Source organism: Tenacibaculum bernardetii, from assembly GCF_029125915.1.
In the GTDB taxonomy this organism is placed as follows: Bacteria; Bacteroidota; Bacteroidia; order Flavobacteriales; family Flavobacteriaceae; genus Polaribacter; species Polaribacter bernardetii.
Genome location: NZ_JAQJCU010000007.1, coordinates 81,650 through 94,414, shown reverse-complemented (window position 1 = coordinate 94,414; position 12,765 = coordinate 81,650). Strand labels below are relative to the sequence as shown.

Sequence of the window (12,765 nt, the reverse complement as noted above, 5' to 3'; positions counted from 1 at the left end):
TAGGCAACAGGTTAAATTTACCTTTTGTACTACTTATTATTTTCCGAACGAGTTATTTTCTTGATTGATGTCTGCCATTAATTTTGACGGATCAATTTGTACAGATTTCACTTCTTTTGAAGTTGTAAATGTATATGTTGGGTGTGCAAACGTCCAATCTGCAATTTTAGTTGCCTTGGTTGGTTTTTCGCCACGCATCATACGTAAAGGAATATTAAACGCTTCTTTGCTTCCATCAACATAAGTAACCTCAACATCTATAGGCATTGGCATTTGACCAATTCTCTCTAAAGTAACAGCTTTACCAGAAACAGCTTTTACACCATAATCAATCGTATGTATGGTTTGTGTCCATTCGTTTAAATACCAATCTAAATGAATTCCTGAAACTTTTTCAGCAGTTCGTTTAATATCGTTTGGCGTTGGATGCTTAAAAGAGAAATCGTTAAAATATTTTTTTAATGTTTTAGCTACATTCTCTTCTCCGATAATATATTCTAATTGCGATAAGAAAATATTTCCTTTAGAGTAACTTGCTACTCCGTATGCTGTATTTGTATGATACCTATCTGCATGTGTAGTTAATGGCTCTTCTATGTTGTTTTTTACCACATAATTATAACCTCTGTAAGAACCTGCATGTGGATTTTCTATATTTTTACCAGAAATTTCATTTTCTGCTTTGTTAGAAATATACGATGTAAAACCTTCATCCATCCAAGGATGTTTACTTTCGTTTGTTGCTAATAAAAACTGAAACCAAGTATGTGCCATTTCATGAGAGGTAACACCAAATAAACTTCCCCAACTACGTTTTCCTGTAATTAAAGTACTCATAGCGTATTCCATTCCGCCATCACCTCCTTGAATAACTGAATACTGCTTGTATGGATATTGTCCAATATTTTCACTAAAATAAGTCATTAATTCAGCTGTTTTAGGCTGTAGCTTTTTCCAGCTTTCTAAATATTTAGCGTCTAATGTTTTCTTGTATAAGAAATGTAAATCGATACCGTTATCCATCGTTAACATATCGTGCTTATATTCTGGATCTGCAGCCCAAGTAAAATCGTGTACGTTTGGGGCTGTAAAATTCCAAGTTAACTTTTCTCCTGACGGAATATTTAAAGCTTCTTTTTTGTTTTCATAACCATGCCCTACTTCTTGTGCATTTTGTAAATATCCTGTACCACCAACTACGTAGTTTTTATCAATGTGTAAAGTAACTTCAAAATTACCCCAAACACCATGATATTCACGACCTAAGTAAGGTGGCGTATGCCATCCTTCAAAATCATATTCGGCCATTTTAGGATACCACTGCGCCATAGACAAAGCAACTCCTTCTGCATTATTACGCCCTGAACGACGAATTTGATTTGGTACCTGTGCATCAAAAATCATATCGAAAGTTACACTTTCTCCTGGTTGAATAGCTTTGCTTAAAGTAACTTCTAATATAGTACCAACAGTTTCATGCTTAACAACAGTTCCGTTTTGTTTTAATGAGTTTACCTTGATGTATCCTATTTCAGACGGAGATAATTTTACAATTTTATCTGCAATTTTACTACTCGGATCTTTAATATTTCTCGAACGAACATCCATTTGAGAATTTGGCTGAAAGGCATTAAAATACAAGTGATAAAACACTTTATCTAAAACATCAGGTGAATTGTTTGTATACACCAATTTCTGTGTTCCTTTATATTGAAATGTCTTTACATCCATATCAATATCCATTGTATAATCAACATGTTGTTGCCAATAATTTTGATTTGTTGATTTATTTACTGACGACTTTACTGTACTGTTGTTTGTTGTGCTAGTAGAAGCACAAGAAACTATCGATAATAATGAAAGTCCTAAAATTATTTTTTTCATATTAAATTGATTTAATTCCTATTGTGGTTAGGGTGTTTTTTAAGTTATTTAATTCGTTTTCATTTTTAAGTATCGTAAAGCTGCGTTTTTTTCCGTTGTGTAATTTTAAAAACACACGTTCTCTTCCTAAAACTTTCTTAACCTCTAACCCTTCAATTTCTGAAAGATTGTAATTGGTTTTCCAAGATCTTTTAAAGAGATAAAAAAACACTGCAACTACTGATACTATTGCCAATAAAAGCATCAAAATAAAAAGAAATTCGTTTTTATAATAACGCATCGAAAACAACTGAACACCCATATTAAGCGCATTAACTAACATTAATACGATTACTAATTTCGAATGAGATGGCACCTCATCTTTAATTTTTAACCGCTCTTTTTGTTTATCAAACTCTAACTGCATAGGTTGTTATTATAACAAAAAAAAAGCATCAAAATAATGCTCTTTTTTTAATAATATTCTGTTTTTATTTTCTTCCGTTTACCATTCTGTCAGCCATTCTAACTGCATTGTAAGCGTTTACAATACGACCAGAAACTGATAAATCTGCAAAAGGAACTAAATCTCCTGCTGGATTTGCTCTAGATGTAGATCCTGGTTTTGTAACCATTAAATCGATCTTTGTACCTGAGTTCATAATGATATGCTTTACCTGGCTTGCAGATAATTGTGGATAGTAAGAACGTATTAATGCCGCTACACCTGCTGTTGCTGGAGAAGCCATTGATGTTCCACTAATTTTTTGATATTTGTTATCAGGAAAAGTTGAGTGTATTTGAACTCCAGGAGCAAAAATATCTACATTTACTTTACCATAGTTTGAAAAACCTGCAGGTAATTTTTCATTATAATTAGCACTCATTGCACCAATCGTTAAGAAATTATCAGAAACCTCTGTTAATTGATCTGGAGCATCGTTTGGAAATGTTTTATCTACATCGATGTTTTCTCCTGAATTTCCTGCTGCGTTTACAATTAACACATCTTTAGAAGCTGCATATTTAATTGCATCGTAAACCCATTCTTTATTTGGTGAAAAAGCTTTACCAAAACTAGTGTTAATTACTTTTGCACCATTATCAACCGCATAACGAATACCTAAAGCAACATCTTTATCATATTCATCTCCGTCTGATACCGAACGTACAGCCATCATTTTTACATTAGTAGCAACACCGTTCATACCTTTATCATTGTTACGAGTTGCACCAATAATACCTGTTACGTGCGTACCGTGGATTTCTCCTTCTTCAGAGTGTCCAGTATTTGCATCTCCATAACCAGGTTTATCGTTAATATCGTATGCGTTATCGCCTACAACTGTACGGTAATCTGTTTTTAAATTAGCTCCACTAACTACATCTGAAGCCGTTTTAACTAATTTACTTAATTGCTCTTTTGCTTCACTTAAAGAACCAATTCCGAAACCATACATTTGCTTAGCTCCTGTTACTGCTTGGTTTAAACCTGCATCTGTTGTTTTAATTGCTAAAACTTCTTCTTTTGTATAATCTGATTTTCCGAAGTGTTTTGCTAAAGCATCATCTGCCATTGTTACTCCAGCTAACATTTGTCCGTAACGCGCTTCATTCTTTTTTGCTGCCTCCACTTTTGTTTCTTGTAAAGCTTTTACCGCTTTTAAAGTTTCTGCATCTGCAATTGATGGATTCATTAAAATACGTTCATATTCTAAATGCTCTTTATACGATTTTCCTAAAAAGTTCCATCCGTTAATATCATCAACGTATCCGTTTTTGTCATCATCAATTCCGTTTCCTGCAATTTCTTTAGTGTTTATCCAAGCAACGTCTACTAAATCTTCATGTTTTAAATCACTACCAGAATCTACAACTCCAACAACAACTTCAACACCTTTTTTACCTTTTAAGAATTCGTATGCTTTATCAACACTCATTCCTGGAATAGAATCGGTTGCTAAATCTAAATGATGCCAGTTATCTTTTTCATACGCTGTTAATTCAGCTTTCTTCTCTGACATAGTAACTACTGTGTTACTTCCGGTTGGCACTACCTTTTTACTTACTGATGAACAACCTACTAAAGAGGTAATTGCAATTGCTGAGTAAAATACGGGTTTTAAAATTCTCATAATGTTTCTCTTAATTAAATATATCTGTAAAATTATAACTCTCATTTAAACGCACTCCTTTTTCGGTGTGCTTTACTGTTATTAACTCGTTGTAAGCATCGTGCTCTAAAAACAAGTAAAATTCTTTGTCTGCAGCCTCTTTTAAAAAGATTTCTTTTTCCTGTAAAGTTAATAACGGTCGTGTATCATAACCCATTACGTATGGTAAAGGAATATGACCTGCGGTTGGTAATAAATCGGCCATAAAAACAACTGTTTTCCCTTGATATTTAATTTTAGGTAACATTTGTTTTTCGGTATGACCATCCATAAACAATACATCAAAACCTACTTGATTCTGGCTATTTTTATTGATGAAATTTAGCTGTCCGTTTTCTTTTATAGGCTGTATGTTTTCTTTTAAAAAAGATGCTTTTTCACGTGCGTTAGGCTCAATTGCCCATTGCCAATGATTTTCATTACTCCAAACTTTCGCATTTTTAAAGGCAGGCATAAAACCCGTTTTATCGTTATTCCATTGAATAACACCTCCGCAATGATCAAAATGTAAGTGTGTTAAAAACACATCTGTAATATCATCTCTATGAAAACCATATTTAGCAAGTGATACATCTAGTGAAAAATCACCAAACATGTAATAATATCCAAAAAATTTATCTGATTGTTTGTTTCCTATTCCGGTATCTATCAACGTAAGTCTATCTCCATCTTCAATAAGCATACAGCGCATACCCATTGAAATCATGTTTTTATCGTCTGCCGGATTTGTTTTTTGCCAAATCGCTTTTGGTACCACGCCAAACATAGCGCCACCGTCTAATTTAAAGTTTCCTGTTTCTATTGGATAAATTCGCATAGCTACAAAGATGCAGATTTTTAACGAATTTTTTTGTTAAGAAAAACAAAAAAGCGCATCTTAAAAAGATACGCTTTTGTTGAGGTGTCTAGCGGATTCGAACCGCTGTACATGGTTTTGCAAACCATTGCCTAGCCACTCGGCCAAGACACCTTTTATTAATTAGGACTGCAAATTTACAGTTTTTATTTTTTAACGCAAGCTTTTTTTAACTTTTACGCACATCTTTTAATACAATTACTACCTCAGCAACATTACCACCAATTGGCGGATTGATTTTAGCTACGCTAACTTCCGCCTCTTCAACCAGTTGTATCTCATTAAAAATTCTATCAATAATTCTCTGAGCAACATGTTCTAATAATTTAGATCGGATTGCCATTTCTTCTTTTACAATATGATTTAAATGTACATAATCAACAGTATCAACCAATTCATCTGTTTTTGCCGATTTTTGCAAATCTGCTTTCACCTCTATATCTACTCTATATTCCGAGCCTATCTTAGCTTCTTCTTCTAAACATCCGTGGTTTGTAAATAATCGGATGTTGTTTACACGTATAATTCCCATAGCCACAAAAGTACCAATGTTTCTTAATTAATCAACTATCTTATGTCAGTTGCTTTAACTTGTAAAAAAGTCAAAAACATTACTTAACGCACTCGTACTAGCTTTATAAAACTCAGTATAACTACATCGTTGGCATGTTACGCTTGTAAATTTTTTATTCTGAATATCAAAAATTTTAGACAACGTACCTCCTGTTGCTCTCATTTCGCTTACTTCATAGGTGTGGTTACTGCATTTCGGGCAAGTATAATTTAATGGCTTACTCATCTGTTTTATTTTATGTTTATACTTATTAGAGTATTAAAACAAACAAATGTTACAATTTACTTTATTTCAAAAGCTTGTTCTTTATCGTTTATTACCGCCTTATATTTTCCTTTAGGTAAATAATAAACACCGTTTTTAGCTTTTTTAATGACATTATCTTCATGTTTTTTAAGATATGTTTTTCTTCCTTTTTTAGAGAAGGAAGCATCATAAACCACTTCATTAAATCCTTTTTCTGCTTGTATTTTAATGGTATTTACTAAAATAGTTTCTGAAAATAATTTTACTGAAACTTCTTTACTTTCTGATGAGTAAAACGGAATCGTAATTTCTGGAGTATTCGGTTTTAACCACTTACTCCATGAGCTTCCCCAAGAACTTCTTTTTCTAATATTTTTGATTGAAAACACCGTTGCTTCATTTTTAAAATCTTGCAACGAAGTAATATCAGCTTTATATAAACTTCGACCATGCGTAGCTACAATTAAATGTTTTGCTGTTGGCTGAATTACTAAATCGTGTACAGCTACGTTTGGTAATCCGTTTTTAAAAGGTTGCCATTGTGCACCATTATCAAAAGAAACATACAAACCATTATCGGTTCCTAAGTATAAAATATTTTCTTTCTTCGTATCTTCTTTTATCACATTTACTGGTGATGTTGGCAAAGATTCTCCAATATTTTTCCAGGTTTTACCAAAATCATCAGACATATACACATAGCTTGTAAAATCATCAAATCGATATCCGTTTAAGGTTACATACACTCTTTCTTTTTTATGTTTTGAGGCAATTACACGACTTACCCATAAATTTTGTGGTAATGTATTTGATGTTTTTTCCCAACTTCCGCCTCCGTTTTTGCTAACATGCACCAATCCGTCATCAGAACCAACATATAACAATCCGAATTGAAACGGACTTTCAGATATTGATGTTAATGTTCCGTATGCAACATTCCCTTTTTTTCCGCCCTGTGTTAAATCACCCGAAATTGCTTCCCAAGTATCTCCTTTATCTAATGATCTGTGTAATTTATTTCCTCCTAAATATAAAATATCTTGATTATGTTTTGATAACTGAATTGGGGTTTGCCAGTTAAAACGATACGGAGTTTCACCCAACGTATGTTTTGGTTGAATATATTTCTGACTTCCTGATGCTCTATCAATACGGTAATAATTTCCGAACTGATAACCCGTATAAACAATATTCGGATTGCGATCATCAACCGCAACTTGCATTCCGTCTCCACCCATTATACTTTCGTACGGATTTTTACCTGATTGCTTCCAACCTTTATCAATTTTTGCATTGTGGTTTGCTACCCAAACCCCATTATCTTGCAAACCACCATATACTTTATAGTTTTTTTGATTATCAGCATACACCGTATAAAACTGTCCTACTGCTGGTTCATTTGCTTTTATCCAACTTTCACCATCATCATAAGAAATATTTAAACCACCGTCATTTCCTTCTACTAAATGTCCTTGTTTATTAGGATTTACCCACAACGCCTGATGATCGGCATGTACGTTTTCTTTGCTGATTGAGGTAAATGTTTTTCCGCCATCTTTCGATTTTAAAATTGGTACTCCTAATACGTAAATTCCGTTTTCGTCCTGCGGATCTACTCTAATTTCACCAAAATAATATCCGTAAGAATAATATAAATCATCTAAATAACCATAGTGTGTTTTTTTCCATGATTTTCCGCCATTGGTCGTTTTAAAAACCTCAGCTCCAATAACAGGTGTGTCAAATAATAAGGTGTTTGCATCTTCTAAATACTTGGCTAAATCGATTGGTTTTACAGAGCCTGCACGCACCATTTGTTTTACATTTTCGGCACGGTATTTTTCTTGAAAACCATTCATTTTTAAATAACTGTTCAGCTTTTTATCCTTCAACATTAAAAACGCATCCACAGTCATGGTTTTAAAATCTTCTTTAGTTAAAGCATTTGAACTTTGTTCTTTCTTGGCTGTTTTTTCTCTTCGAAATTGACTGTCATGAAACGCATACACCGTATTTTCATTAAAAACCGCTAAACCAATTCTTCCGACACCTTCTCCTTTCGGAAAACCATTATTATCAGAAATCTTGACCCAAGAATTTCCTAAATCGATAGATTTGTAGATTGCAGAGTTTTTTCCGTTTCCATCAAAATTCCACGCTTTACGTTCGCGTTCCCAAGCAGCGGCATATAAAATATTAAAATTATTTGGTGCCGGTTGCACGTCTATAATTCCTGTGTTTTCGTTGATGAATAAGGTTTTATTCCATGTTTTACCTCCATCGGTGGTTTTAAAAATTCCACGTTCATTATTTGATGAATATAAATGACCGATTACTCCAATTATTACCTCTTCCGGATTTTTAGGGTTGATTACTATTCTACCGATATGATGTGAATCTGTCAACCCAACATTTTTCCAGGTTTTACCTTTATCCGTAGATTTTAAAATTCCGATTCCTGCATAACTAGAACGAGAAGAATTATTTTCTCCTGTTCCTACCCAAAGTGTTCCGTTTTTCCAATCAACAGCAATATCACCTATGTTTTGTGTTGGCGAACTATCTAAAACAGGTGTAAATGTTGTTCCGTTATTGTTCGTATACCACAATCCTCCAGAGGCGTAACCCACATAAAATTCAGTAGTATTTTCTGGATTTACATCAATATCAACCACACGACCACTCATTACCGTTGGTCCGATATTTTTAAAAGCAATATTTTTAACAATAGATGTTTTTGTTAAAGCTTCTTTTTTGATTAATGCTTGTTGTGTTTGTTGCGCCTTGGTAGGCTGTTGTGCTACTGTAGCCAATGTAAAAAGGACTACAAAAACGGTAAAAACGGTTTTCATTTATTGTTTGTTTAGATGTGATGAAATTACTGCAAGTAAATGCGAAATCAAAAAAATTAACAAAATATTGATTTTTAGCCTTTTTAAAATTCCCTTTTTTCACTCAAAAAAAAGAGTAGCTTTGTAATGTTAAGAACATCAATGCTATGACTATTTTTATTCTTTCTGTTAGCGATCAAATATATTCTACGCAAAGAATATATAAAGAAGCTAGTCGCCGTGGACATAATGTTAGGGTTATAAATCATTTAAAATGTGCTATAAAACTAACAAACGGGAAACCTGAAATAATTTATAACGGAGAAAACATTATTGACATTCCTGATGTAATAATTCCAAGAATTGGAGCTTCTTCTACACGTCATGGTGCAGCAGTTGTTAAGGAATTTGAACTAAACGGCGTATATAGTACAGCTACATCTTTAGGTATTTTACAATCTCAAAATAAGGTTCGCACATTACAGATCATGAACCGAAAAAACATTCCGATTCCTGACACGTTGTTTTCTGTAAACCCAGAAAATATAGCTGAACAAATAGATTTGTTAGGAGGTGCGCCAATAATCATAAAACTACAAGAAGGTACGCATGGCGCTGGTGTTATTTTAGCTGAAAGTAAAAAATCAGCAAAATCGATTATTGACACGATGTATAGTACTAATGCAAACATTTTGCTACAAGAATTTATACAAGAAAGTAATAGCGAAGATATTCGCGCATTTGTGGTTGGCAATAAAGTAGTTTCATCTATGAAGCGAAAAGGCTTAGAAGATGATTTTCGCTCGAATATTCACCAAGGCGGAAGCGGTTTTAAAGTAACTTTATCTGAAGAAGAAAAAGAAATAGCTGTAAAAGCTGCACAATATTTAAGCTTACCAGTTACGGGAGTTGATTTAATTCGTTCAAAAAGAGGTTCTTTACTAATTGAAGTAAATTCAACGCCAGGTTTGCAAGGAATTGAAGCATATACTAAAGATAATATCGCTAAAGCCATTATTAAATTTCTAGAAGAAAATTGTTCGGACAAGAGGTCAAAAAATGAGTTTAGGAAAATCTAAACTCATTAAAATACCAGTTGATAGACTACCTACGGAAACTCAGATTGAAATTCCTATTTATATATTAAATGGTAATGAAGCTGGACCTACTATTTTATCACAAGGAAGTTTACATAGTAATGAAATTAATAGTGCTGAATTGGTTAGTAGAATGCTAATTGATAAGTCTTATAAAACACATCGAGGTTCTGTTATTGTAACTCCTTTACTAAACGTTTTTGGTTTTTTTATTTATCACGTGATATGCATGGTAAAGGTGTAAACAGAAGCTTTCCTCGATCAAAAAAAGGTTCGCTGACAAGCAGAATGGCGTATTACTTAATGAAAGAATTTCTTAATAATGTAGATTTAGCAATCGACTTTCATACTGGTGGTTCACAACGAAATAATTTCCCGAAAATTAGATATAAACCTGAAGATGCAAGAGGTTTTGAATTAGCAAAAATATTTAATACTCCTTTAATTTTTAACTCAAAATTGATACCGAAATCTTTTAAAAATCAATGTTATAAAAATAACATTCTTGTTATTGTTTACGAAGGTGGAGAATCTTTACGTTTAGAAGAAAATGTTACTCAACTAGGAATAAATGGTAAGCCTCGTATTTTAAAATGATCAATAAGGATATTAATACTCCTGAGAGCTCTAAATCAATTCATTTATATAAAAGAAAATGGATACGAGCTACAGTAGCTGGTCTTTTTAATTGTACAGTAAAAAATGGTTCTAATATTAAAAAAGGTCAAATTTTAGGGCATATTATGGGCACTTACGGAGAAATTAATTTTACTGTAAAAACACCTACAAATGGATATATAATTGTAAAAAATAATTTTCCAATTATAAATATGGGAGATGCTTTACTTCATACAGGAAGAACTTAAGTAGCTGATTTAATTTTTGTTAAGAAATATTTGCATATATATATATTTACTGTATATTTATAAAAATTAATCAATTATATATATCACTAGCTAGTGAAAGAGAAGGAAATTTTGTAAAAATTGCTTACACTTTTTCTTAATTTTAATGACCATAACACTTATTGTTTAATAAGTGATGTTACTTTTTACTTAAAAAGTATATTTAAACCACAAAATTACTTTTGAGGTTGGTTATCAACACAAAAATTTAAATAAATTAAAAATTATGAAAACAAAAATTAGTTTAATACTTGCTTTATTCTTATTGAGTTTTTCAAACTGTACTTCTGAAAATGAAAAAGTTAGTAATGAAGAAATTAATTATGCGAAAAAATCTAAAATTAATGCCAATAAAATTCTATCCAGCTACCAATTTAACTCCTTTATAAATGGAAAAGATTTTTTATCAAAAAATGAAAATTCTGAATATATTATTACTCAAGACAAGTTAAAAGAGCTTCTTGATTTAACAAATTTTTCTGAAGAAGAAAAAGCTAAAGTGACAGTAGAATTTACTAATAACATTATAAAAACTATTGTAGAAGCAAAGAAAAACGGAGGGTTAACTAAAGATTTTATATCTTCTTTTCCTATCTCCGAGCCTTCAGAAAAAGCAATCATTCAAATGTTAGATGAAAATAAAATACAAAAAGTAGAAAGTCTTATTCCTTTTAATACAATTTCAGTAAAAGAACAGGGTATGTTAAGTGTTGTAAATGATTTTAGAAACGATTATTTAACTGAAAACAAGAATAGATTAGAGCATAGAGATTGTTTTATGTCTGGACCTACAGGTAGTGGATATATGAGTTGTGGTACTGCTGGTGGTATAATTGGCGGACTTATAGGGGGTAGTTGTTGTGGTGTAGTAGGTCTTGGAGTAGGTGCTGGAGTAGGCTATTTGGTTGGTAAATTAATAGGTGATGTAAGCTAAATATATCTTCCCATAAAAAAAATTAACAATGAAAAAATTATTTATTTTATCAATAGTATTATTTAATCCTTTTTTAATTTTTTCTCAAAAAACTAAAAAAGACATCAACCATATTTCTATTACATTTCAAAGCGGTATAGGGTATAGTAAAATACAACAAAATAATTCAATTCTTTATGGTTTTTCTAAACGTGATGCCGTTCATATAAATTATAATTTAAAGAATGGTTTAAAACTTATTACAGGTATTGGTTTTAACAACTATAATTCTAACACTTCTGTAAAACAAATTTCTTATGTTGATATTCCTTTAAAAGTTGGTTTTAATTTAGGGTTTAATGGAGATTTAACATCAAAAGTTTACTTATTAGCTGCTTTGGGTTTTAATTATAATATTTTCTCTGATATAATCCTTGAGAATCAAACAATAAATTTTAACAAAAACAATTTTGGGTTAGTTGGAGATTTAGGTGTGAATTTTCCGCTTTCTAAAAAAATGTTTTTGAATTTATTTTTTAGTTTTTCAAATAATTTAACTAAAGCTAAACTAACCAATAACGATGATTTTAAAATAAAAGATGATAAGAAAGTTAATATTTCTATTGGTTATTCTTTTTAGTGGTTATTTTATTGTTATTCATTTTCATACAATATCCCTCAAACTATATTTAAATAAGGTTGAAGAGTATGAAAATGGTGTTTATCTCTTTATAACAGGAGTAAACAACAAAATTTCTAATAGGATTAAACAAAATTTTAATTATGCTAAAAAATCAAAATATAATCATATAGGTTTACTATTTGTCAAAAAAGAAGAACTGTTTTTAGTAGATGTACAACCCTCGAAAATTATAAAAAATTCGTTTCTAAAAAAGCAAAACATATATGACTATATAAGTTTTTTAAAAAAAGATTTAAACCATATAGCTATTTGGAAAGTAAAAAATGTTTCAGTAAAATCTGTTTTAAGCAAAATAAACTTTAGAGAAAAAATATACTATGATTATAATTTTGACAATTCTACTGATTCAGAATTATATTGCTCAGAGTTTGTTTTTAAAACTTTAAATAAAAGTATGAAAAATCAACACTTTATTTCTTTAGAAAAAGAACTTACTTTTGGTGAAAAGCTGTTTATAAATAAAGATATTATTAAATATTATCCAGTAGATTTTTTTATAGAAAACAAAAACTTTTCTCAAATAAGTGAATGGAGTAAGTAACTGATTTTATTTACTTTATTAATTAATTTTCACTTCCTTTAGAATCAATTAACTAATTAAAA

Annotated in this window: 14 protein-coding genes and 1 tRNA gene; 7 read left to right on the top strand and 8 right to left on the bottom strand. The window is 31.3% G+C overall.

Translation table 11 applies throughout. The annotated features are described in order from the left end of the window. Window positions 1-36 precede the first annotated feature (36 nt). The 8 genes from P2G10_RS07730 to P2G10_RS07695 all read right to left on the bottom strand — a co-directional run bounded on the left by P2G10_RS07730 (window position 37) and on the right by P2G10_RS07695 (window position 8,565). On the bottom strand, window positions 37-1,884 hold the full coding sequence (locus P2G10_RS07730) for a M1 family metallopeptidase (RefSeq protein WP_275315992.1): 1,848 nt from the start codon (window positions 1,882-1,884) through the stop codon (window positions 37-39). Window position 1,885: 1 nt separating this feature from the next. Then, window positions 1,886-2,290, bottom strand: coding sequence for a DUF2101 family protein (locus tag P2G10_RS07725; RefSeq protein ID WP_218771926.1), 405 nt, complete (start codon window positions 2,288-2,290; stop codon window positions 1,886-1,888). Between the two features lie 64 nt (window positions 2,291-2,354). Beyond that, entirely contained in the window at window positions 2,355-3,998 is a 1,644-nt protein-coding gene (locus P2G10_RS07720) for a S8 family peptidase (RefSeq protein ID WP_275315991.1), read from the bottom strand. 10 nt (window positions 3,999-4,008) lie between these two features. Next, window positions 4,009-4,854, bottom strand: coding sequence for an MBL fold metallo-hydrolase (locus tag P2G10_RS07715; protein ID WP_275315990.1), 846 nt, complete (start codon window positions 4,852-4,854; stop codon window positions 4,009-4,011). Window positions 4,855-4,936: 82 nt separating this feature from the next. Beyond that, window positions 4,937-5,007: transfer RNA gene (locus P2G10_RS07710), tRNA-Cys, on the bottom strand. 55 nt (window positions 5,008-5,062) lie between these two features. Beyond that, window positions 5,063-5,425 (bottom strand): dihydroneopterin aldolase, encoded by a 363-nt coding sequence (gene folB, locus P2G10_RS07705; protein WP_218771923.1) that lies wholly within the window; start codon window positions 5,423-5,425, stop codon window positions 5,063-5,065. A 54-nt stretch (window positions 5,426-5,479) separates the two neighbouring features. Then, window positions 5,480-5,692, bottom strand: a complete 213-nt coding sequence (locus P2G10_RS07700) for a zinc ribbon domain-containing protein (protein ID WP_218771922.1) — start codon at window positions 5,690-5,692, stop codon at window positions 5,480-5,482. A gap of 56 nt (window positions 5,693-5,748) precedes the next feature. Further along, window positions 5,749-8,565, bottom strand: coding sequence for a VPS10 domain-containing protein (locus P2G10_RS07695; protein ID WP_275315989.1), 2,817 nt, complete (start codon window positions 8,563-8,565; stop codon window positions 5,749-5,751). A 146-nt stretch (window positions 8,566-8,711) separates the two neighbouring features. Here P2G10_RS07695 and P2G10_RS07690 point away from each other — a divergent pair, with 146 nt between their 5' ends. From P2G10_RS07690 to P2G10_RS07660, 7 genes are all read left to right on the top strand, one after another. Then, window positions 8,712-9,623 carry a RimK family alpha-L-glutamate ligase gene (locus tag P2G10_RS07690; RefSeq protein WP_218771920.1) on the top strand — a complete coding sequence of 304 codons (912 nt, stop codon included), beginning with the start codon at window positions 8,712-8,714 and terminating at the stop codon, window positions 9,621-9,623. Beyond that, on the top strand, window positions 9,604-9,885 hold the full coding sequence (locus P2G10_RS07685) for a succinylglutamate desuccinylase/aspartoacylase family protein (RefSeq protein WP_275315988.1): 282 nt from the start codon (window positions 9,604-9,606) through the stop codon (window positions 9,883-9,885). Before P2G10_RS07690 ends, P2G10_RS07685 begins: the two co-directional genes overlap by 20 nt. Window positions 9,886-9,929: 44 nt before the next feature. Then, window positions 9,930-10,238: a M14 family metallopeptidase gene (locus tag P2G10_RS07680; RefSeq protein ID WP_275315987.1), complete on the top strand. Its 309-nt coding sequence runs from the start codon at window positions 9,930-9,932 to the stop codon at window positions 10,236-10,238. After that, entirely contained in the window at window positions 10,235-10,507 is a 273-nt protein-coding gene (locus P2G10_RS07675; RefSeq protein WP_275315986.1) for a succinylglutamate desuccinylase/aspartoacylase family protein, read from the top strand. Before P2G10_RS07680 ends, P2G10_RS07675 begins: the two co-directional genes overlap by 4 nt. A 265-nt stretch (window positions 10,508-10,772) precedes the next feature. Continuing rightward, window positions 10,773-11,480 (top strand): hypothetical protein, encoded by a 708-nt coding sequence (locus tag P2G10_RS07670; RefSeq protein WP_218771917.1) that lies wholly within the window; start codon window positions 10,773-10,775, stop codon window positions 11,478-11,480. A 28-nt stretch (window positions 11,481-11,508) separates the two neighbouring features. Continuing rightward, window positions 11,509-12,099, top strand: a complete 591-nt coding sequence (locus tag P2G10_RS07665; RefSeq protein ID WP_275315985.1) for a porin family protein — start codon at window positions 11,509-11,511, stop codon at window positions 12,097-12,099. A 457-nt stretch (window positions 12,100-12,556) separates the two neighbouring features. Continuing rightward, entirely contained in the window at window positions 12,557-12,703 is a 147-nt protein-coding gene (locus P2G10_RS07660; protein ID WP_255554376.1) for a hypothetical protein, read from the top strand. Window positions 12,704-12,765: the final 62 nt, after the last annotated feature.

Bases quoted from the DNA above. Each gene is read 5' to 3' on its own strand.
- P2G10_RS07730 (WP_275315992.1), bottom strand. From the start codon at position 1,884: ATGAAAAAAATAATTTTAGGACTTTCATTATTATCGATAGTTTCTTGT.
- P2G10_RS07725 (WP_218771926.1), bottom strand. From the start codon at position 2,290: ATGCAGTTAGAGTTTGATAAACAAAAAGAGCGGTTAAAAATTAAAGAT.
- P2G10_RS07720 (WP_275315991.1), bottom strand. From the start codon at position 3,998: ATGAGAATTTTAAAACCCGTATTTTACTCAGCAATTGCAATTACCTCT.
- P2G10_RS07715 (WP_275315990.1), bottom strand. From the start codon at position 4,854: ATGCGAATTTATCCAATAGAAACAGGAAACTTTAAATTAGACGGTGGC.
- folB (WP_218771923.1), bottom strand. From the start codon at position 5,425: ATGGGAATTATACGTGTAAACAACATCCGATTATTTACAAACCACGGA.
- P2G10_RS07700 (WP_218771922.1), bottom strand. From the start codon at position 5,692: ATGAGTAAGCCATTAAATTATACTTGCCCGAAATGCAGTAACCACACC.
- P2G10_RS07695 (WP_275315989.1), bottom strand. From the start codon at position 8,565: ATGAAAACCGTTTTTACCGTTTTTGTAGTCCTTTTTACATTGGCTACA.
- P2G10_RS07690 (WP_218771920.1), top strand. From the start codon at position 8,712: ATGACTATTTTTATTCTTTCTGTTAGCGATCAAATATATTCTACGCAA.
- P2G10_RS07685 (WP_275315988.1), top strand. From the start codon at position 9,604: ATGAGTTTAGGAAAATCTAAACTCATTAAAATACCAGTTGATAGACTA.
- P2G10_RS07680 (WP_275315987.1), top strand. From the start codon at position 9,930: ATGGCGTATTACTTAATGAAAGAATTTCTTAATAATGTAGATTTAGCA.
- P2G10_RS07675 (WP_275315986.1), top strand. From the start codon at position 10,235: ATGATCAATAAGGATATTAATACTCCTGAGAGCTCTAAATCAATTCAT.
- P2G10_RS07670 (WP_218771917.1), top strand. From the start codon at position 10,773: ATGAAAACAAAAATTAGTTTAATACTTGCTTTATTCTTATTGAGTTTT.
- P2G10_RS07665 (WP_275315985.1), top strand. From the start codon at position 11,509: ATGAAAAAATTATTTATTTTATCAATAGTATTATTTAATCCTTTTTTA.
- P2G10_RS07660 (WP_255554376.1), top strand. From the start codon at position 12,557: ATGAAAAATCAACACTTTATTTCTTTAGAAAAAGAACTTACTTTTGGT.